The organism is Cognatiyoonia koreensis, assembly GCF_900109295.1.
GTDB classification, from domain to species: Bacteria; Pseudomonadota; Alphaproteobacteria; order Rhodobacterales; family Rhodobacteraceae; genus Cognatiyoonia; species Cognatiyoonia koreensis.
In genome coordinates this window covers 299,183-317,122 of the sequence record NZ_FOIZ01000002.1, presented here as the reverse complement: position 1 = coordinate 317,122, position 17,940 = coordinate 299,183, and the positions used below count along the sequence as shown (strand labels likewise).

Annotated in this window: 14 protein-coding genes, 3 tRNA genes and 3 rRNA genes; 13 read left to right on the top strand and 7 right to left on the bottom strand. The window is 55.0% G+C overall.

Annotated features, from left to right (window positions below; all coding sequences use genetic code 11):
- Positions 1-24 precede the first annotated feature (24 nt).
- Both BMY44_RS13280 and BMY44_RS13275 read left to right on the top strand, forming a co-directional pair.
- Positions 25-240 carry a hypothetical protein gene (locus tag BMY44_RS13280; protein ID WP_089995718.1) on the top strand — a complete coding sequence of 72 codons (216 nt, stop codon included), beginning with the start codon at positions 25-27 and terminating at the stop codon, positions 238-240.
- Positions 241-345: 105 nt separating this feature from the next.
- Positions 346-627: a hypothetical protein gene (locus tag BMY44_RS13275; protein ID WP_089995715.1), complete on the top strand. Its 282-nt coding sequence runs from the start codon at positions 346-348 to the stop codon at positions 625-627.
- A gap of 247 nt (positions 628-874) precedes the next feature.
- Here the strand turns inward: BMY44_RS13275 and BMY44_RS13270 are convergent, their stop codons facing one another.
- From BMY44_RS13270 to BMY44_RS18235, 4 genes are all read right to left on the bottom strand, one after another.
- Positions 875-1,063, bottom strand: a complete 189-nt coding sequence (locus BMY44_RS13270) for a hypothetical protein (protein ID WP_089995712.1) — start codon at positions 1,061-1,063, stop codon at positions 875-877.
- A 122-nt stretch (positions 1,064-1,185) separates the two neighbouring features.
- Positions 1,186-1,887, bottom strand: coding sequence for an orotidine-5'-phosphate decarboxylase (gene pyrF / locus BMY44_RS13265; protein ID WP_089995709.1), 702 nt, complete (start codon positions 1,885-1,887; stop codon positions 1,186-1,188).
- A 54-nt stretch (positions 1,888-1,941) separates the two neighbouring features.
- Positions 1,942-2,394, bottom strand: coding sequence for a hypothetical protein (locus BMY44_RS13260; RefSeq protein ID WP_131801611.1), 453 nt, complete (start codon positions 2,392-2,394; stop codon positions 1,942-1,944).
- Between the two features lie 135 nt (positions 2,395-2,529).
- Positions 2,530-2,676, bottom strand: a complete 147-nt coding sequence (locus tag BMY44_RS18235) for a hypothetical protein (protein WP_165611847.1) — start codon at positions 2,674-2,676, stop codon at positions 2,530-2,532.
- Between the two features lie 145 nt (positions 2,677-2,821).
- Here BMY44_RS18235 and BMY44_RS13255 point away from each other — a divergent pair, with 145 nt between their 5' ends.
- Both BMY44_RS13255 and clpB read left to right on the top strand, forming a co-directional pair.
- Positions 2,822-3,277 (top strand): hypothetical protein, encoded by a 456-nt coding sequence (locus BMY44_RS13255; RefSeq protein ID WP_089995704.1) that lies wholly within the window; start codon positions 2,822-2,824, stop codon positions 3,275-3,277.
- Between the two features lie 126 nt (positions 3,278-3,403).
- Positions 3,404-6,016 carry an ATP-dependent chaperone ClpB gene (gene clpB, locus BMY44_RS13250; protein WP_089995701.1) on the top strand — a complete coding sequence of 871 codons (2,613 nt, stop codon included), beginning with the start codon at positions 3,404-3,406 and terminating at the stop codon, positions 6,014-6,016.
- A 34-nt stretch (positions 6,017-6,050) separates the two neighbouring features.
- Here clpB and BMY44_RS13245 read toward each other — a convergent pair whose 3' ends face one another.
- The 3 genes from BMY44_RS13245 to BMY44_RS13235 all read right to left on the bottom strand — a co-directional run bounded on the left by BMY44_RS13245 (position 6,051) and on the right by BMY44_RS13235 (position 8,360).
- Positions 6,051-7,178 carry a lytic murein transglycosylase gene (locus BMY44_RS13245; RefSeq protein ID WP_089995699.1) on the bottom strand — a complete coding sequence of 376 codons (1,128 nt, stop codon included), beginning with the start codon at positions 7,176-7,178 and terminating at the stop codon, positions 6,051-6,053.
- A gap of 99 nt (positions 7,179-7,277) precedes the next feature.
- Positions 7,278-7,640: a calcium-binding protein gene (locus BMY44_RS13240; protein ID WP_165611846.1), complete on the bottom strand. Its 363-nt coding sequence runs from the start codon at positions 7,638-7,640 to the stop codon at positions 7,278-7,280.
- Between the two features lie 243 nt (positions 7,641-7,883).
- Positions 7,884-8,360 carry a fasciclin domain-containing protein gene (locus tag BMY44_RS13235; RefSeq protein ID WP_089995693.1) on the bottom strand — a complete coding sequence of 159 codons (477 nt, stop codon included), beginning with the start codon at positions 8,358-8,360 and terminating at the stop codon, positions 7,884-7,886.
- Between the two features lie 259 nt (positions 8,361-8,619).
- Between BMY44_RS13235 and BMY44_RS13230 the strand changes: the two genes are divergently transcribed.
- The 9 genes from BMY44_RS13230 (at position 8,620) to BMY44_RS13190 (ending at position 17,798) form a co-directional block, all read left to right on the top strand.
- A complete protein-coding gene (locus tag BMY44_RS13230; protein WP_089995689.1) occupies positions 8,620-10,119 on the top strand; it encodes an FMN-binding glutamate synthase family protein in 1,500 nt (499 codons plus the stop codon).
- Between the two features lie 70 nt (positions 10,120-10,189).
- Entirely contained in the window at positions 10,190-11,089 is a 900-nt protein-coding gene (msrP, locus tag BMY44_RS13225; protein ID WP_089995685.1) for a protein-methionine-sulfoxide reductase catalytic subunit MsrP, read from the top strand.
- 3 nt (positions 11,090-11,092) lie between these two features.
- The gene (gene msrQ, locus BMY44_RS13220) at positions 11,093-11,710 is read left to right on the top strand and encodes a protein-methionine-sulfoxide reductase heme-binding subunit MsrQ (protein ID WP_089995682.1); all 618 of its coding nucleotides are present in this window, start codon (positions 11,093-11,095) and stop codon (positions 11,708-11,710) included.
- Positions 11,711-12,472: 762 nt separating this feature from the next.
- Positions 12,473-13,936, top strand: a 16S ribosomal RNA gene (locus BMY44_RS13215).
- Positions 13,937-14,097: 161 nt separating this feature from the next.
- A tRNA-Ile gene (locus tag BMY44_RS13210) sits at positions 14,098-14,174 on the top strand.
- Positions 14,175-14,193: 19 nt separating this feature from the next.
- Positions 14,194-14,269 (top strand) — tRNA-Ala (locus BMY44_RS13205).
- A 350-nt stretch (positions 14,270-14,619) separates the two neighbouring features.
- Positions 14,620-17,454: ribosomal RNA gene (locus BMY44_RS13200) — 23S ribosomal RNA — on the top strand.
- 81 nt (positions 17,455-17,535) lie between these two features.
- Positions 17,536-17,650: ribosomal RNA gene (gene rrf / locus BMY44_RS13195) — 5S ribosomal RNA — on the top strand.
- Together the 16S, 23S and 5S rRNA genes with 3 tRNA genes alongside form the textbook arrangement of a ribosomal RNA operon.
- Positions 17,651-17,721: 71 nt before the next feature.
- Positions 17,722-17,798: transfer RNA gene (locus BMY44_RS13190), tRNA-Met, on the top strand.
- Positions 17,799-17,940 lie beyond the last annotated feature (142 nt).

Genomic DNA, 17,940 nt, shown 5'->3' with positions numbered 1-17,940 from the left:
AGAATCTACTCAGGAGAATGACAGATGGCAAAATTGACAAAGACAACTGCGTTCAAGGCGCAAGCTCCCAAAGCGGAAACGCCGATGGACAAAACAACGCGCGTGGTGCGCAAGATTGTCGACGACGAGGCCGAGCTGCGCCATGCAAAGGTCGAGCGTCTTCGCAATGCGCGGCTGGAAAGAGAAGCGAACACCCCGGCTGAAGCTAGCCCGACAAAACCCGCCAAAAAGCGGTCGTAAGACCATCCGTTTCTGTTCTGAGTGACCAGGAACATATTGGACAATATTTCGGTTCGCAGTTTGACCGGACGTCCGCAAGTCCACTTACCCTGACAGGACGCCTTCATGACGCATTCGGACCAAGACGCAGAAAAAATTCACTACATCTGCCAGACCTATGTCGCGCAGAAACCGGGCCGTGACGGACAGGCAAACCTAAAAATTGCCAAGCAGTTCCAGTACACCACTGCGTCGGCGGCAGAAAACAGGGCCGAGCGTGAAGCGGAATCAGAGGAATGCGCCGGTGCGGATGCCTATATGGTCATCGAAGACCCGGCCACCGGCGAAGTCGGATCGCCTCGTTTCCTTGTGAGGCTAGGCGATGTGCCAGAGTTCGATGATTTCTAGAGATCAGTAACGCGCGCCCTTTGGTGGCGCTGAAATTCAACGCTGCGTTTGCGTTCACAGATGGCGATTCAGTGAAGTCCGTAGGTCTGTCCCGTAACCTGATGACCAAATGCAGAGATCGTACCCGCACAGAAAGTGGCCCGGTGCGGGGGAGGCATCGGGCCAGTTGGGTCAAGTCAGGTTTGAAGAGCAACGCTGAGGGACAGGAAGCGTTGCGCGGCTTGACCAGAAAAATCTTCGGATCGTGCTACCGCCGGTGCGTGTCGGACATCCGGATTGCGCGATCACGCAGGCCTGCACTGATGAGCGCCGGGTCCATGCTTGCCGGGCCGTATACCTCGCAAGGATAGCGGAATGTCCGTCCGTCGCGTGTGATGTCGACGGAGGCCTCGAAAGCGTGAGTCCGACCGTTGTAACGCAGGTTGTTAATACGCATTGTCTGTCTCCGTGTGACGGTTTCCATAAGACAAAGGTGTGCGTGATCGGCCCGCCGGACAAGCGGCCTCGCAACGGTGTGATGTTACGTGAATCGGCAGGAAGCTGCTTTGTTACAAAGCGTTACGCCGCTGTTGGAAATGTGGCGAGCATGCTTTCAACAACGCCACGTGGGTCCGCCGCTTGATAGACCGGACGTCCGACCACAAGGTAGTCTGAGCCATTATTTAAGGCGTCTGCCGGGGTCATTACCCGTTTCTGATCGCCCAGCGCAGCCCCTGCCGGACGCACGCCCGGTGTGACGATCAGGCGATGTGCGGATTCTGGCATTGCGCGGATCAGTGCTGCTTCCTGCGGGCTTGCGATCACACCGTCGGCACCGGCTTGAAACGCTTTTCCTGCCCGTTCCTGCACCAAATCTGTAACATTTCCGGCCTTGATACAGCCGTCATCAAGATCATCACGGTCCAGTGACGTCAGGATCGTGACCGCCAGGATCTTGAGGTTTGTGCCCGCCGCACCCTCTTTCGCGGCCTTCACCACGTGCGGATCGCCGTGAACGGTCAGAAAATCAAGATCGAATTGGGCAATCCCGCGCACTGCCGCTTCGACTGTATTGGCGATGTCGAAAAACTTCATATCCAAGAAGATCCGCTTTCCGTGGTCCTGTTTCAGCTCGTTTGCAAGTGCAAGCCCGCCGCCCGTCAACATGCCAAGACCGATCTTGTAGAAACTGACGCTGTCCCCAAGCTGTTCGGCCAGCGCCAAACCATCGAGCACATTTGGCACGTCAAGAGCAACGATCAGGCGGTCATCGGCAAGCATGGGATATCCTTTGCATCGGGGTCGCGTGTTCCTATCCGTGCGGCCGCGAAAATCCTAGCCGTAAATCAGGCATTCGCCGTTCGTTGCGTTGTTGATGAGTGCCACAACATCACCCGCACGTGCGTCGGTCAGTCCGAAAATACCTGAAATCGGCAATATCGCGACAGGGTCGGCGGGATCGTTAAGCTTGATAATGTCCTCGAACGAAGTCGCAGGCCCGGGACTGTCGTTTGCGCGGATGTAATTGGCCAGAATGGAATAAAGTCGCGGTGCGCTGAATTCTCTTTGCGTGGTCAGCGCCGGTTCGGATGCAAAAGTGACAGGCGGGTAGGTCATTGTGCAGGTCATATTGCCATCCGGACCAAGCACCACCTGACCGATCTGTCCAAAAGCCGCGCCGTCAGCGCCGGTTATTTGCACGACAATAGTGCCATGTGCATCGGGGTCTGCAGGTGGCTGGGGTGAGCAAGCAGTCAGCAGGATCAGGCAGGGGATGGCAGCTTTCATGCATTGATGGTGCGCCGCGCGCATGAGGTCGTCAACGCGCAAAAAACGCGACCTGTTCTGGGACAGGCCGCGCGAGTTTGCGCAGCGCCAGGCTGCGATGAACGACACGCATTGGTGCGCGAAGATGAAGACGATTCACTCGTAAACTGTTTGCGCGCCGGGTGCCGCGTCGGTGGGGACCGGTGGCGGCATGGTGCGCAGTTCGCGCACCGCCTGCGGGCTAAGCGGGAACAGGGGCCGTTCTGGCGCGTCCTGTTCCTGAAACTGGTCTTTCGTTTCCATACACCTGATATGGCCATTCTTTCTGTCCGAGACATCTGGGAGGTTTCGTAAAAATTTCCCCCATTCACACGCTGTGAATGCTGGATCGGGAACAACTTTGGGTGTTGTTGGTTTTTCGAGTAACTGAAGCAGAAAGGTATGACCAATGGCAGATTTGCCTCATGAACAAGAAAGCGGACGCAATCCACTGACACTTGTGGTGGGTATGGGTGCCGGTGTCGCAATCCTGATTGCGATCGGTATCGCCATGACCGAAGGCCCGAGCGGATCACAGGTTGGTGTGGCTGAGTCCCCAACCCAAACAAGTATCGAGGCGACAGTGCCTGCCGACATTCCGCAAAACGCGGACATTGTCGAGCCTGTCAGCGGCCGAAATGCCACACCGGCGGATACTGACGAGTTCACAACCGCTATCCCCGCTGGATCGGACACGAACACCAGCGCGGAAACCGAAACCCCTGCTGGCGTCGATCCGCAGCCAGTCGTCGACCCAGATGAAGGTGCAAAGCAGCGTGGCACTACTGAGGGCGACATGGGGTCTTTTTATCCCACAGTATCGGGTCCTGAAGGCCGCGATGGAGACCCGTTCACCACTGAATAAAAACCCTAGCGCGCCGGTCTTGTCCGGCGCGTGTTCTCTTCCCATATGAGATGTGAGGCCCGATCAGGGGCGTGCCGCCAAGCGGGCGCTATCCATCATGCGGGTGCTTTGTAAGGAGAGAACGTCATGAACCTTGAGAAGTTCACTGAGCGGTCGCGCGGCTTTTTTCAGGCAGCCCAGACCATCGCAATGCGCGAAAATCATCAACGCCTGACCCCTGAACATTTGCTGAAAGCGATCATGGACGATCCCGAAGGGATGGCGGCCAATTTGATCACAAAAGCGGCTGGCGATCCTGTTGCGGTCCGCACCGCGGTTGATGCTGCCGTTGCGAAGATTCCGCAGGTAACCGGTGATGCAGGTCAAGTCTATCTCGACAATCTGACCGGTAAGGTCATTGCCGAGGCAGAGAAGCTGGCCGGTAAAGCAGGTGACAGTTTCGTGCCGGTCGAACGCATTTTGACGGCGCTGGCAATCGTGAAATCGAAAGCAAAAGACGCCCTTGATGCCGGGAAAGTCACGGCACAAGGATTGAACGCTGCCATCAATGACATTCGCAAAGGCCGCACTGCCGACAGTGCGTCTGCCGAGGATGGCTATGATGCTTTGAAGAAATACGCGCGTGACCTGACCGAAGCGGCAGAGCAGGGCAAGATTGATCCGATTATCGGCCGCGACGAGGAAATCCGCCGCGCGATGCAGGTTTTGTCGCGTCGCACAAAAAACAACCCCGTTCTGATTGGTGAGCCGGGCGTTGGTAAGACTGCGATTGCTGAAGGTCTAGCCTTGCGCATTGTCAATGGTGACGTGCCCGAGAGCCTGAAGAACAAGAAGCTGATGGCGCTTGATATGGGTGCCCTGATCGCCGGTGCGAAATATCGGGGCGAGTTCGAGGAGCGCTTGAAGGCCATCCTGAAGGAAATCGAAGCCGCTGCTGGTGAGATCATCCTGTTCATCGACGAAATGCACCAGCTTGTCGGTGCCGGTAAGACGGATGGCGCAATGGATGCTGCCAACTTGATCAAGCCTGCGTTGGCTCGCGGTGAATTGCACTGCGTCGGTGCGACCACGCTGGATGAATATCGCAAGTATGTTGAAAAAGACGCTGCCTTGGCCCGTCGTTTCCAGCCTCTGGTTGTGGACGAGCCGACCGTCGTCGATACGATTTCGATCCTGCGCGGGATCAAGGAAAAGTACGAGCTTCATCACGGTGTGCGCATTTCGGATGCCGCGCTTGTGGCTGCTGCGACCTTGTCACATCGTTATATCACGGACCGTTTCCTGCCCGACAAGGCTATCGACCTGATGGACGAGGCGGCTTCGCGTCTGCGCATGGAAGTCGATTCAAAGCCAGAAGCGCTGGACGCTTTGGATCGCCAGATCATGCAGCTGCAGATCGAACAGGAAGCCTTGAAAAAGGAAGACGATGCTGCGTCCAAGGACCGGTTGACGAAGCTTGAAGAAGAGCTTGCCAATCTGCAGGAACGCGCGACCGAGATGGCTGCCAAATGGCAGGCGGAGCGCGACAAGCTGGAAGGATCGCGTGATCTGAAGGAACAGTTGGACCGTGCCCGGGCCGAGCTGGAAATCGCAAAGCGTGAAGGCAATCTCGCCAAGGCGGGTGAGCTGTCGTATGGCGTCATTCCCGAGTTGGAACGCAAGCTGGCCGAGACAGAAGGCAACGAAGACCTGATGGTCGAAGAGGCCGTTCGTCCCGAGCAGATTGCCGAAGTCGTCGAGCGTTGGACCGGTATTCCGACATCCAAGATGCTGGAAGGAGAGCGCGAAAAGTTGCTGCGCATGGAAGAAGAGCTGGGCAAGCGGGTTATCGGCCAGAAAACCGCCGTCAAATCCGTGGCCAATGCAGTTCGCCGTGCACGTGCCGGCCTAAACGACGAGAACCGCCCTTTGGGATCGTTCCTGTTTCTTGGACCAACCGGTGTTGGTAAGACAGAGTTAACCAAAGCTGTCGCCGAGTACCTCTTTGACGATGACAACGCGATGGTTCGCGTCGATATGTCGGAGTTCATGGAGAAACACGCGGTTGCCCGATTGATCGGTGCACCTCCGGGGTATGTTGGGTATGATGAAGGTGGCGTTCTGACCGAAGCTGTTCGGCGTCGCCCTTATCAGGTTGTCCTGTTCGACGAGGTTGAGAAGGCTCATCCGGATGTGTTCAACGTGCTGCTGCAGGTTCTTGATGATGGTGTGCTGACCGACGGTCAGGGTCGCACCGTGGACTTCAAGCAGACGCTTATCATCCTGACCTCGAACCTGGGGGCGCAAGCATTGAGCCAGCTGCCTGACGGGGCTGATGCATCGGACGCGAAACGGGATGTCATGGATGCCGTGCGCGCCCATTTCCGGCCTGAATTCCTGAACCGTCTGGACGAGACTGTCATATTTGACCGGCTCGCCCGTGAAGACATGGCGGGAATCGTGGAAATACAGCTGCGTCGTCTGGCCAAACGTTTGGCGGGCCGCAACATCACGCTTGAACTTGATGACAGCGCGAAAGCCTGGCTGGCTGATGAGGGCTATGATCCAGTCTTTGGTGCCAGACCGCTGAAGCGTGTTATCCAGCGTGCTTTGCAGGACCAACTGGCCGAGATGATCCTTGCCGGCGAAGTACTTGATGGGGCCACGGTACCTGTCAGTGCCGGTGCGGATGGTCTGATCGTGGGGGATCGTTTGTCCACGTCAGAGCGGCCAAGGCCGGATGATGCTGTCGTCCACTAACAATAAGGAAGGGGCCCGGACCGGGCCCCTTTTCTTATTGTAGTGCTGCCAGCAATGCCCGCGATGGCACACCTGTAATCGGCAGGCCCTGTTGGGTTTGGAAAGCGCGAATTGCCCGTTCTGTTCCGCCGCCAATCACACCGTCGATTGACCCGACATCATAGCCGCGCCGCGCGAGACCGCGTTGCAGTGCCTGTCGGTCAGCTTTGGTCAGTCCGTTTTCATCAGGCGGGAAGCTGCCTCGTAACGGGCCGGCCCCGCCAATCCTGTCTGCCAGATGCCCGACACCGATCGCGTAGAAATCGGAGTTGTTATAGGTTTTGATGACGTTGAAATTGCGTGTCACCACAAATCGTGCGCCCCCTGCCTGCGGCTGGACGATGCGCCCGGCTGGACCGCCAGTGCCTTCCTCGGATCCCCAAGCGAGACCGTTCTGCCAGCCGTTGCGCGAAAGATAGGCTGCTGTCGAAGCGAGGCTGTCACTTGGATCATCGCTCCAGATGTCGCGTCGTCCGTCGCCGGTAAAATCGACTGCAAAAGATTGATACGAAGTCGGGATGAATTGCGTATGTCCCATCGCTCCGGCCCAGCTGCCCTTCATCTGGTCCGCAGACGTATCGCCATTTTCAAGAATGCGCAGGGCCGCGCGGAGCTGGTCTTCATAGAATGCGCCACGCCGTCCGTCGAAGGCCAGCGTTGAGGTGGCGGAGATCACGGGAATGTCGCCTTTTTTCTCGCCATATTGGCTTTCTACGCCCCAGATCGCGCAGACAATCCGCGCGTCAACGCCATACCGTGATTGGACCGCTGACAGGATATTTGCGTAGCGCGCATAGGCCGAACGCCCCTTGGCAACCCGATCATCGGACACAGCGATAGAAAGGTAGTCTTCGAGGGTTCGCCGTGTCTGGATCTGATTGCGGTCGCGCGTGATAACCCCGGGCAGGTAGCCTGCATTCGCAAACGCCGCGTTCAGCGTCGCCGGAGAGATTCCGCTGACACGATTGCGAAAATTCGCAACCCAGGCGTCATAGGCCGGGTTGGGTTGTGGTTGTAGATCAGCGGATAGCGCTGCCCGACCGACAGTCTGCGCGCCACTGCTGCACGCGCTGAGACCAAGACTGGCGAGGGACAGGGTGAAAAGGCGACGATCAATGTTCATGGGTTCAGACAATCATGATTTTCCGCCGGACTGCCAGTCCAAAACACTGATCTGCGCAAGAGATTGCTGGGCAGGCCGAAACCTGCCCAGCGATGTGAGTCAGAGGATGAAATCATCCTTGCCAATCCGGTGCGGGCCGGTTCCGACTAGGGCCAGTTTGTCGTTGCCCCGATCGATGCGGGTGACGAGCCGATTGCCGCTGATGTCATGCGCGACATCTGCAAAGCTGTCGAACCTGTAGTCGCTGAGGTCGATCTGATCATTGTCGCGTCGGTCGAAGTCATAGATGACATCCCGCCGGTTGCCTTCGGTGAAGACGAAAGTGTCGTTATCATTGCAACCATACAAAAGGTCGTTGTCCGCACCGACGTTGATCATGTCATTGCCATCACCACCGTCGATCGGGTCTCGTCTTGACCGACCTAGCAGCAGATCGCGACCGCCTTCGCCTGACGATGCCATCGCCGCCGCCTGCGCTGATGCGGTCGTTTCCGTCACCGGCAAGTACAACGTTTGCAACCGAGTCCGCATGGATAAAATCGCTACCGCCTTTGGCGTCAATGAAGTCCTCGCCCGAAGCGATTTAAGCAATGGTTGGCTTGATGTTATTTCCCTATGTCGTCGCCGGAACGGGGACTGTTGTTCGACCTATGACGGTCGATAGAAAAAGGGCGTCCTGTTGATCAGGACGCCCCAGAGTCGTTCTTAGCTTGCTGGCAGGATCACGGCATCGATGACGTGGATTACGCCGTTCGATGCTTCGATGTCTGCGGTCGTGACGTTGGCTTCGTTCACTGTAACACCGCCTTCGGTGCCGATGGTGATGTCCGCACCGTTCACGGTTGTCGCTGTCATGCCGTCAGACAAGTCTGTCGACATTACTTTGCCCGCAACAACGTGGTAGGTGAGGATCGCGGCGAGTGCTTCCGGATCGGCCAGCAGTCCTTCGACTGTACCTTCCGGCAGTGCTGCGAATGCCTCGTCTGTTGGTGCGAAAACTGTGAACGGGCCTTCGCCTTTCAAAGTATCCACGAGGCCGGCAGCTTCTACAGCTGCGACGAGTGTGGTGAATGTTCCGGCTTCAACGGCTGTATCCACGATGTCCATGGAGTGGCCGTCAGCGAAAGCTGCTGTTGCCATTGTGGATGCAGCTGTAACCGCAATAAATGTTCTACGAAGCATATGTGGGTCTCCCATAAGATGCATCTGCCATGATTGGCATTACCGTTCTTACGGGTCGCATTGTCCTTGGATCATAGGGGGATTTCGCCGACATGACTTGACGGGAAACTGCAAAAACCTAAGCCAGCGCAACATACGGTTTCCAGTCACAGTTATGTTATTCTCCGTGATGATCTTGCGTGGAAAACAGGCGTGACTTGACCCTGTCCCCCCGCCGTCGTTTGCTGCGCGCACCCTATGTTGTACCGCGGAGATTCAAATGTTTTCAGATCTGACGATCAATATCATTTCCGCACTCGCCGTTCTCTTTATTGTCGTTATCGGGCTTGTCGCGCTGACGGTCGTGGTGCTGTTCGTTATCGACAAGACACAGCGCGCCGACGCGATCCGCCGCAATTATCCGGTGCTTGGCCGCTTTCGCCATCTGTTCACTGAACTTGGCGAATTCTTTCGTCAGTATTTCTTTGCGATGGACCGCGAGGAACTGCCGTTCAACCGGGCTCAGCGTGAATGGGTTCGTCGCGCGGGCGAGGGCGAAAGCAACACTGTCGCTTTTGGGTCCACCCGCAGCCTTTCGGCACCCGGCACACCGATCTTCGTCAATGCGGCCTTTCCCCCATTGGACGAGCAGGCCGCAAAGACCAAGCCGATGCAGATTGGTCCACACGCACGCAAACCTTATCTTGCGACCTCGATCTTCAATCTGTCTGGAATGAGTTACGGTGCGATTTCGAAACCCGCCGTGCAGGCCTTGAGCCGCGGCTGCAAGGAGGCTGGCATCTGGATGAACACGGGCGAGGGTGGCCTGAGCCCTTATCATCTGGAAGGTGGTTGCGATATCGTCTTCCAGATGGGTACAGCGAAATACGGTGTACGCGACGCCTATGGGCATCTGGATGATGCCAAGCTGCGCGCGCTTGCCGACAATCCGCAGGTTAGGATGATTGAAATCAAGCTGGCCCAAGGTGCAAAACCCGGCAAGGGGGGCATTCTGCCGGGATCAAAGGTCACACCGGAGATTGCCGATATCCGCGGCATCCCTGAAGGCCAGACAAGCTATTCGCCAAACCGTCACAAAGAGGTCGATGATTTTTCCGATCTGCTGGATTTCGTCGACCATGTCCGCGAGGTCAGCGGCCTGCCGACGGGGATCAAGACGGTTTATGGCAATGGTGAGTCATTTTCCGAGCTATTTGCGCTGATCCAGCAGCGTGGAGCCGAGTGTGCGCCAGACTTCATAACACTTGATGGTGGTGAGGGGGGCACGGGTGCTTCGCCTATGCCGTTGATGGACCTTGTGGGCGTATCCATCCGCGAGGCATTGCTGCATGTCGCGCGGTTGCGCAATGAGGCGGGTTTGAAAGAACGTGTCCGCCTGATTGCGAGTGGGAAGCTGGTGAATCCCGGCGATATTGCCTGGGCGATGTGTGCGGGTGCCGATTTTGTCACGTCGGCCCGTGGATTCATGTTCAGCCTCGGCTGTATTCAGGCCCTGAAGTGCAACAAGAACACATGCCCTACTGGCATCACGACCCATAATCCTCGTTTCCAGAAGGGCCTTGTTGTCGAGGAGAAATACAAGCGCATTGCCCGGTATGCACAAGGCATCACTGAAGAGGTGGAAATCATCGCCCATTCTGTTGGCGTCACCGAACCGCGCCTGATGCGTCGCAAGCATGTGCGCATCGTGCAGGCCGATGGCAGTTCTGTTCCTCTTGATGTCATTGACGATCGTTACAAGGAACTGGCGGCATCGTGAGCCCCATTTCAATTCACATTCTGTATAGAGGCCCTAAGTAAGTAGTGAATTGAAGACTGGAGACGCTCGAATGGCATATCGCTGGACAAACGACCTGACCGTGGCGGATGTGACGCCGAAAGCGGCATATCTCAACCGACGCCAGATTCTGGCTGGCACGATGGGTCTTGGCGCGATTGCTGCTGCAGGTATTGCTGAAGGTGCGACTGACCTTGAACCCAACACGTTCGAAGAGATCACCAGCTACAATAACTATTACGAGTTCGGAACCGGCAAAAGCGACCCGGCAGACAACGCCGGTGCGCTTGTCACTTCGCCATGGTCGATCAAGGTCGACGGTCTAGTCGACAATCCTGGCGATTACGCATTGGATGATCTGCTTGACGGTCTCACTGTCGAGGACCGTATCTATCGTTTCCGCTGTGTTGAGGCTTGGTCCATGGTCATTCCGTGGAACGGGATCGAGTTGGCCGATATCCTCAATAAGGTCGGCGTAAAGCCAGAAGCCAAGTATGTCGCGTTTGAAACCGTGGTCCAGCCGGAAAACATGATTGGCGTGCAGCGCCGTGTGTTGGATTTCCCTTATGTCGAAGGTCTGCGCATTGACGAGGCCATGCATCCGCTCACACTGATGGCCACCGGCATCTATGGCGAACCTATTCCGAACCAGAATGGTGCTCCGATCCGTCTGGTGGTGCCTTGGAAGTACGGTTTCAAATCAATCAAATCGATCGTCCGCATTTCACTGACCGATCAGGAGCCGCCGATCAGCTGGAACAAGGCCAACCCGCGCGAGTACGGCTTCTATAGTAATGTGAACCCAGAAGTAGATCACCCACGCTGGTCACAGGCCACTGAACGCCGCATCGGAGGTGGGATCTTTGCATCCCGTCAGGACACGCTGATGTTCAATGGCTATGATGAGGTCGCGAGCCTGTATGACGGCATGGACCTGCGGGAAAACTTCTAAACCATGGTGTCGGCCATCAACACCGGTCTGCGCAAGGTTCCAGCGTGGACTATATATATAGTCTGCGCTGCTTATGTTGGTTGGCAGTTCTGGCTAGCCGCCACGCAACAGGGTGCTTACCTCGTCGAACCTATCAATGTGCTGGAACGCGCATACGGGGAGATGGCGCTTAAGCTGATTGTTGTCGGGCTATTTGTGACCCCTTTGCGCAATTGGTTCGGTCTGAACCTACTGCGGTTCCGCCGGGCGATTGGGGTCAGCGCCTTTTTTCTGGTGCTTGCCCACTTCCTGGTTTTCGCGATTCTCGACGTGCAGAGTGTAGCCCGCGTATGGGAAGAAGTTGTGAAGCGTCCCTATGTGACCGTTGGTATGGCCTCATTCCTGATGTTGTTGCCGCTTGCAGTGACATCGAACAATCTGTCCGTGCGTAAGTTGGGCGCTGCTGCTTGGCGCAAACTGCACAAGCTGACATATCCGGCCGCGATTCTCGGGGCAATTCACTATCTTTGGCTGGTCAAAGGCTTTCAGATCGAGCCGATTATCTATCTCGCGGTGATTTGCGGCCTTGTCGCGATGCGATTCATCCCGAAAAACCGCAAGTCCGAGACTGCGCGCGCGTGAATCGCTGTCGGACGATAGAGAATCCTTTGAAAATGACCCTGTCAAAGTGCCGATTCACTGATTGTGGACACGTGAATCACGACTCATCGGACTGATTCATCGCGATTCATCTGCAAATTTACGTTTTGGTCACGCTGATCCAGCGCGACTCTTGTGGGGAAACTTGTGGATAACCCCAAATGTTGTTTTCCTTGTTTAATTTCTGCACAAGAAAGTTGCATACGGACGTAGGGTCCGCGAACATAAATTGCCCTAACCCCCCAAAAACATGAGCAAAATCAGGTTTTTTGGAAAAAATGCATTTTTGTGAAAAAAAGGGGTTGCGGGTACCAGTCACTAACCGTAGAACCCCCCTCACCGGCGGCGCTAACAAGCACCAACGGGACGCCAGACGGACCAGACAGACGCGGAAACGCGGACAGACGGGAAGCGAGGCGGATAAGAATATCAGAGGTATTAGGGCGGGGCGCGCCAAAGAAGTTAGGGCGCATCCAGTCTCTTTTGTCCTCAACGCTGTTTGAAATTGATAGTATCTGAAGAGATATGTGGGCGGTTTGGTTCATTCGATGGATCGACGTCTGTATATCGCGCTAGTAGGGGCAACCCGATGATCTAGTGTCAGCTTCACTGTTTGTACGGCTTTCGGTACCTTTGGTACCAAAGCACAACAAACAGAGACTGTTCGATCATGTGTCCTAGCCGGCGCATGAGAGAACGATGTGCAGAGGTTCAATCGTCAAGGATAGCATCGCAAGATGCTTTCAACTTGAGAGTTTGATCCTGGCTCAGAACGAACGCTGGCGGCACGCCTAACACATGCAAGTCGAGCGCTACCTTCGGGTGGAGCGGCGGACGGGTTAGTAACGCGTGGGAACATACCCTTTTCTGCGGAATAGCCTTTGGAAACGAAGAGTAATACCGCATACGCCCTTCGGGGGAAAGATTTATCGGTGAAGGATTGGCCCGCGTTAGATTAGATAGTTGGTGGGGTAATGGCCTACCAAGTCTACGATCTATAGCTGGTTTGAGAGGATGATCAGCAACACTGGGACTGAGACACGGCCCAGACTCCTACGGGAGGCAGCAGTGGGGAATCTTAGACAATGGGCGAAAGCCTGATCTAGCGATGCCGCGTGAGTGACGAAGGCCTTAGGGTCGTAAAGCTCTTTCGCCAGGGATGATAATGACAGTACCTGGTAAAGAAACCCCGGCTAACTCCGTGCCAGCAGCCGCGGTAATACGGAGGGGGTTAGCGTTGTTCGGAATTACTGGGCGTAAAGCGCACGTAGGCGGATTGGAAAGTTAGAGGTGAAATCCCAGGGCTCAACCCTGGAACTGCCTTTAAAACTATCAGTCTAGAGTTCGAGAGAGGTGAGTGGAATTCCGAGTGTAGAGGTGAAATTCGTAGATATTCGGAGGAACACCAGTGGCGAAGGCGGCTCACTGGCTCGATACTGACGCTGAGGTGCGAAAGTGTGGGGAGCAAACAGGATTAGATACCCTGGTAGTCCACACCGTAAACGATGAATGCCAGACGTCAGGGGGCTTGCCCTTTGGTGTCACACCTAACGGATTAAGCATTCCGCCTGGGGAGTACGGTCGCAAGATTAAAACTCAAAGGAATTGACGGGGGCCCGCACAAGCGGTGGAGCATGTGGTTTAATTCGAAGCAACGCGCAGAACCTTACCAACCCTTGACATCCTGGGACCGCTAGAGAGATCTAGTTTTCACTTCGGTGACTCAGTGACAGGTGCTGCATGGCTGTCGTCAGCTCGTGTCGTGAGATGTTCGGTTAAGTCCGGCAACGAGCGCAACCCACATCTTTAGTTGCCAGCAGTTCGGCTGGGCACTCTAAAGAAACTGCCCGTGATAAGCGGGAGGAAGGTGTGGATGACGTCAAGTCCTCATGGCCCTTACGGGTTGGGCTACACACGTGCTACAATGGTGTCTACAGTGGGTTAATCCCCAAAAGACATCTCAGTTCGGATTGGGGTCTGCAACTCGACCCCATGAAGTCGGAATCGCTAGTAATCGCGTAACAGCATGACGCGGTGAATACGTTCCCGGGCCTTGTACACACCGCCCGTCACACCATGGGAGTTGGTTCTACCCGACGACGCTGCGCTAACCCTTCGGGGAGGCAGGCGGCCACGGTAGGATCAGCGACTGGGGTGAAGTCGTAACAAGGTAGCCGTAGGGGAACCTGCGGCTGGATCACCTCCTTTCTAAGGATTTTCCTAGTATCTTGAGCTTGCTCTTGATCGTGGAAAACTTAGCAGTCGGCAAACAAAGCCGGCATATTCAGGCACTGCTTTCCGTGCAGTGACCTGCGGACCGAGCCGTCCTCATATCTCTTCAGTTTCAAACACGGGTTACCACCCGTCATGGGTCGGTAGCTCAGGTGGTTAGAGCGCACGCCTGATAAGCGTGAGGTCGGAGGTTCAAGTCCTCCTCGACCCACCACAATTCCTTCGGGAAGTTTGGGGCGTTAGCTCAGCTGGGAGAGCACCTGCTTTGCAAGCAGGGGGTCATCGGTTCGATCCCGATACGCTCCACCATTTCCGATTTGACCGTTAAGCAGTTCGCTGTTTTGCCGTCCAATCGGACGAAACACCTTCTTCGGAAGGTTTGACATCGTATAGAGAGATTACAACATCAGAATAGATGGCTGTCCGCGTAAGGATAAGCCGCCGGGTTCGACCCGGAAGTCTATTTTGTTCCAAGTCAAGTACACTAACCGGAACAGCAGTAATGCTGTTCGAACTAGGTCAGTTGCGAACCAGCGGCTGACTTAGCAATTGTATGCATTTTGATTTGCCAAGCATCATCTTCGGATGTTGTTTGGTATGGCCCCATTGACCTTATACAAAAGGGGGGCCGCTGAAAAAGTCTGACTTTTTCTGGATCAAATCAAGCGCGAAAAGGGCGTTTGGTGGATGCCTTGGCAGTAAGAGGCGATGAAAGACGTGATACTCTGCGATAAGCCATGGGGAGCTGAGAATAAGCTTTGATCCATGGATTTCTGAATGGGGCAACCCACCTGATACTTTGTTATTATTACTCTTCGGGGTGATTAATAATGAGGTAAACCAGGTATTTTTAACCTGAATACATAGGGTTAAAAAAGCAAACCCGGGGAACTGAAACATCTAAGTACCCGGAGGAAAGGAAATCAACAGATACTTCCCTAGTAGCGGCGAGCGAACGGGAACCAGCCGAGCCATGAGTGTGATTAGAATGTGTTGGAAAGCACAACCAGAGTGGGTGACAGTCCCGTATAAGAAGCATGATTGGACGTATTAAGTAGGGCGGAACACGTGAAATTCTGTCTGAACATCGGAGGACCACCTTCGAAGGCTAAGTACTCCTTACTGACCGATAGCGAACCAGTACCGTGAGGGAAAGGTGAAAAGCACCCCGACGAGGGGAGTGAAACAGTACCTGAAACCGAACGCCTACAATCAGTTGGAGGGCCCTCGAGGCCTGACAGCGTACCTTTTGTATAATGGGTCATCGACTTAGTCTGTCTAGCAAGCTTAAGCCGTTAGGTGTAGGCGCAGCGAAAGCGAGTCTTAATAGGGCGAATGAGTTAGACGGATTAGACCCGAAACCGAGTGATCTAGGCATGTCCAGGATGAAGGTAAGGTAACACTTACTGGAGGTCCGAACCCACACCTGTTGAAAAAGGTCGGGATGAGGTGTGCCTAGGGGTGAAAGGCCAATCAAACTCGGAGATAGCTGGTTCTCTGCGAAATCTATTTAGGTAGAGCGTCATCCGAATACCCTCGGGGGTAGAGCACTGGATGGGTAATGGGGCCCCACAGGCTTACTGATCCTAACCAAACTCCGAATACCGAGGAGTACTAGATGGCAGACACACAGCGGGTGCTAACGTCCGTTGTGGAGAGGGAAACAACCCTGACCTACGACTAAGGCCCCTAATTCATGGCTAAGTGGGAAAGCAGGTGGGACGACCAAAACAACCAGGAGGTTGGCTTAGAAGCAGCCATCCTTTAAAGATAGCGTAACAGCTCACTGGTCTAAATAAGTTGTCCTGCGGCGAAGATGTAACGGGGCTCAAGCCATGAGCCGAAGTCTAGGATGCAATTTATTGCATGGTAGCAGAGCGTAGTGTGACATAACTCCATGTCTCTTTTGCGGCTTTCGGGCTGTATTGGAGACGCGGAGTTTTCTGTGAAGCCGGCGTGTGAGCGATCCGGTGGAGAGATCACTAGTGAGAATGATGACATGAGTAGCGACAAAGGGAGTGAGAGACTCCCTCGCCGAAAGTCCAAGGGTTCCTGCTTAAAGCTAATCTGAGCAGGGTAAGCCGACCCCTAAGGCGAGGCCGAAAGGCGTAGTCGATGGGAACCAGGTTAATATTCCTGGGCCATGGAGTGGTGACGGATCTCGAAGGTAGTTCATCCTTATCGGATTGAATGGGCTGCTTAGAGGTTCCTGGAAATAGCCCTCCTTTAAGATCGTACCCTAAACCGACACAGGTGGACTGGTAGAGAATACCAAGGCGCTTGAGAGAACCACATTTAAGGAACTCGGCAAAATACCTCCGTAAGTTCGCGAGAAGGAGGCCCGATTAGTAGGCAACTATTGGTCGGGGGCACAAACCAGGGGGTGGCGACTGTTTACTAAAAACACAGGGCTCTGCGAAGTCGCAAGACGACGTATAGGGTCTGACGCCTGCCCGGTGCCTGAAGGTTAAAAGGAGGAGTGCAAGCTCCGAATTGAAGCCCAGGTAAACGGCGGCCGTAACTATAACGGTCCTAAGGTAGCGAAATTCCTTGTCGGGTAAGTTCCGACCTGCACGAATGGCGTAACGACTTCCCCGCTGTCTCAAATGTGGACTCAGCGAAATTGAATTGCCTGTCAAGATGCAGGCTACCCGCGGTTAGACGGAAAGACCCCATGCACCTTTACTACAGCTTCGCATTGGCATCAGGCACAGTATGTGCAGGATAGGTGGTAGGCTTTGAAGCAGGAACGCCAGTTTCTGTGGAGCCTCCCTTGAGATACCACCCTTATTCTGCTTGATGTCTAACCGCGGCCCGTTATCCGGGTCCGGGACCATGCGTGGTGGGTAGTTTGACTGGGGCGGTCGCCTCCCAAACAGTAACGGAGGCGCGCGAAGGTTGGCTCAGAGCGGTCGGAAATCGCTCGTTGAGTGCAATGGCAGAAGCCAGCCTGACTGCGAGACTGACAAGTCGAGCAGAGTCGAAAGACGGCCATAGTGATCCGGTGGTCCCGAGTGGAAGGGCCATCGCTCAACGGATAAAAGGTACGCTGGGGATAACAGGCTGATGGTGCCCAAGAGTCCATATCGACGGCACCGTTTGGCACCTCGATGTCGGCTCATCTCATCCTGGGGCTGGAGCAGGTCCCAAGGGTACGGCTGTTCGCCGTTTAAAGAGGTACGTGAGCTGGGTTTAGAACGTCGTGAGACAGTTCGGTCCCTATCTTCCGTGGGTGTAGGATACTTGAAAGGAGTTGCCCCTAGTACGAGAGGACCGGGGTGAACGATCCACTGGTGGACCAGTTGTCGTGCCAACGGCAGTGCTGGGTAGCTATGATCGGACAGGATAACCGCTGAAGGCATCTAAGCGGGAAGCCCCCCTTGAAACAAGGTATCCCTGAGAGCCGAGGTAGACCACCTCGTCGATAGGCCGGAGATGTAAGCGTAGTGATACGTTCAGTTGACCGGTACTAATTGCTCGATAGGCTTGATTTGATCCAGTAATAGCTGGACTGAAGTCAAGATACATACACAACTACAGTCGTACGCGACTTGGAACTGATGTTGTTCTTTTGGTGTGGTGGTAATAGCGTGAGCAAAACACCCGATCCCATCCCGAACTCGGCCGTTAAGTGCCACTGCGCTGATGGTACTGCGTCTTAAGACGTGGGAGAGTAAGTCACTGCCACACCTAACGAGCAACATCATGTAATCTCTCTTACGATTTCACCTCAAATTCTACGATATGAGGTGTGCTTTTGGCGCGGGATGGAGCAGCCCGGTAGCTCGTCAGGCTCATAACCTGAAGGTCGTAGGTTCAAATCCTACTCCCGCAACCAAAAATGCCGCCCTTCGGGGCGGTTTTTTGTTGTTTGCCCGGCAGTTTTCGAACAATGTCTTATAGCGACACAGGATTGTCCGCGACCAATCACTAATTCAGTCGCCGGAACCGCCTGTCTGCGGCAGAATAGCGACGTTCAC

Excerpts from the sequence above, each read along its gene's own strand:
- BMY44_RS13235 (WP_089995693.1), bottom strand. The coding sequence starts at position 8,360 with ATGCTTCGTAGAACATTTATTGCGGTTACAGCTGCATCCACAATGGCA.
- BMY44_RS13245 (WP_089995699.1), bottom strand. The coding sequence starts at position 7,178 with ATGAACATTGATCGTCGCCTTTTCACCCTGTCCCTCGCCAGTCTTGGT.
- clpB (WP_089995701.1), top strand. The coding sequence starts at position 3,404 with ATGAACCTTGAGAAGTTCACTGAGCGGTCGCGCGGCTTTTTTCAGGCA.
- pyrF (WP_089995709.1), bottom strand. The coding sequence starts at position 1,887 with ATGCTTGCCGATGACCGCCTGATCGTTGCTCTTGACGTGCCAAATGTG.
- msrP (WP_089995685.1), top strand. The coding sequence starts at position 10,190 with ATGGCATATCGCTGGACAAACGACCTGACCGTGGCGGATGTGACGCCG.
- BMY44_RS13270 (WP_089995712.1), bottom strand. The coding sequence starts at position 1,063 with ATGCGTATTAACAACCTGCGTTACAACGGTCGGACTCACGCTTTCGAG.
- BMY44_RS13230 (WP_089995689.1), top strand. The coding sequence starts at position 8,620 with ATGTTTTCAGATCTGACGATCAATATCATTTCCGCACTCGCCGTTCTC.
- BMY44_RS13240 (WP_165611846.1), bottom strand. The coding sequence starts at position 7,640 with ATGGCATCGTCAGGCGAAGGCGGTCGCGATCTGCTGCTAGGTCGGTCA.
- BMY44_RS13280 (WP_089995718.1), top strand. The coding sequence starts at position 25 with ATGGCAAAATTGACAAAGACAACTGCGTTCAAGGCGCAAGCTCCCAAA.
- BMY44_RS13255 (WP_089995704.1), top strand. The coding sequence starts at position 2,822 with ATGGCAGATTTGCCTCATGAACAAGAAAGCGGACGCAATCCACTGACA.
- BMY44_RS13260 (WP_131801611.1), bottom strand. The coding sequence starts at position 2,394 with ATGAAAGCTGCCATCCCCTGCCTGATCCTGCTGACTGCTTGCTCACCC.
- BMY44_RS13275 (WP_089995715.1), top strand. The coding sequence starts at position 346 with ATGACGCATTCGGACCAAGACGCAGAAAAAATTCACTACATCTGCCAG.
- BMY44_RS18235 (WP_165611847.1), bottom strand. The coding sequence starts at position 2,676 with ATGGAAACGAAAGACCAGTTTCAGGAACAGGACGCGCCAGAACGGCCC.
- msrQ (WP_089995682.1), top strand. The coding sequence starts at position 11,093 with ATGGTGTCGGCCATCAACACCGGTCTGCGCAAGGTTCCAGCGTGGACT.